Here is a 1,352-nt window from a genome sequence, read left to right as displayed (position 1 = left end):
GCTTCCGGCCCCATGAGGGGGAACCGTATGAGCCACCGCACCACTTCGCGGCGCCCGGCGCCGCTTCTTGTCGTCCTCGGGCTGCTCGCGGCGCTCGTCGCGCTGCCCCTGTCACCGGCGCACGCCGCGGACAACGGCCGCTGGTCGGTGTTCCCGGTGCACCAGGGCGCGCCGGACACACCGGCCCGGGCCTACTTCCGGATGACCACCGACCGCGGGGCGACCGTCCACGACAAGGTGACGGTCAAGAACCTCGACGCCCGGACGGCGACGTTCCAGTTGTATGGGACGGACGGCTACAACACCCCGCGCGACGGCGGTTTCGCCGTACGGAACAAGGCCGAGCGGATGACCGGCGTCGGGGCCTGGACGCGGCTGGACCGCACCGAGGTGACCGTTCCCGGCGGCGGCCAGGTCACCGTCCCGTTCACGCTCACCGTGCCGACGGGCGCCGAGCCCGGCGACCACCCCGGGGCGATCGTCGCCCTGGACACGCGTCTGGGCCGCTCCGACGGGAACGGCGTCGCGGTCCAGCAGGCCGTCGGTGCCCGCCTCTACCTCAAGGTGAACGGCGCCCGAGTGCGAGGGCTGCGGATCGACGATGTCCGCTTCCGCTACACCGCGCCGCTGGTGCCGGGCGCCAGACGCGCCGCGACCATCTCGTACGCGCTCGTCAACAGCGGAAACGTGATGCTCTCGCCGCAGGTCACCCTGCGCGCGAAGGGGGTGTTCGGCCACACCGCCTTCGAGCCGCCGGGCCGGCGTCTGCCCGCCGAACTGCTGCCGGGCCAGCGCGTCGAGGTGACCCAGAAGTGGGTCGGGCCGCCCCTGGTGGACTGGGGGAACGTCGAGGTGACGGCCGCCGACACGGCCGGCGATCTGGTCGAGAGCGCCGAGGTCGGCTACGCCACGGTGAACTGGACGGTCGTCGCCCTCGCCGGGCTCGTTCTGGCCGGTGGGGTGGTGTGGCTGGTGCTCCGGCGCCGCGCGGCGGCCCGTACGGAGTGACGGGTGCCCGGACGGGGCGACCGGGCCCGGACGGGGCGACCGGGCCCGGCGGTCGCAGCCGAAGGCGGCTGCGCTCGTCTCACGCGGCGGTGTCGTCGCTCTCGCCCCGGATGCGGCGCGGTGCGTAGTGGACCGCCGCTATCCCCGCCGCGCCGAGCACTCCGGCGCCGACGAGCAGCCACCCGGTGGTGGCGGCGCCGGTGCCCGCGAGACTGCCGCCACCGGGCCCCTCGCCCGGGCCGTTGACGTGGGTGACCAGGCCGGTGCCGCCGGATGTGCCGGCCGTGCCCCCGGTCGTCCCCGGTGGCGGGGCGGATGGGCCCGTGCCCCCTGCGGTCGCCGGG

The 1,352-nt window shown here is 75.4% G+C and carries 1 protein-coding gene and 1 pseudogene; one reads left to right on the top strand and one right to left on the bottom strand.

The features are described 5' to 3' along the window. The first annotated feature begins 27 nt into the window (after positions 1-27). Positions 28-1,008, top strand: coding sequence for a DUF916 domain-containing protein (locus ACJA3G_RS37040; protein WP_406557398.1), 981 nt, complete (start codon positions 28-30; stop codon positions 1,006-1,008). 79 nt (positions 1,009-1,087) lie between these two features. Here the strand turns inward: ACJA3G_RS37040 and ACJA3G_RS37035 are convergent. Then, positions 1,088-1,352, bottom strand: a pseudogene (locus tag ACJA3G_RS37035) (hypothetical protein); the annotation flags it as partial.

Source organism: Streptomyces sp. YS-3 (assembly GCF_045257485.1).
Lineage (GTDB): Bacteria > Actinomycetota > Actinomycetes > Streptomycetales > Streptomycetaceae > Streptomyces.
Note: the sequence above shows the minus strand (reverse complement) of the source record. Positions and strands in the feature narration are given on the sequence as shown.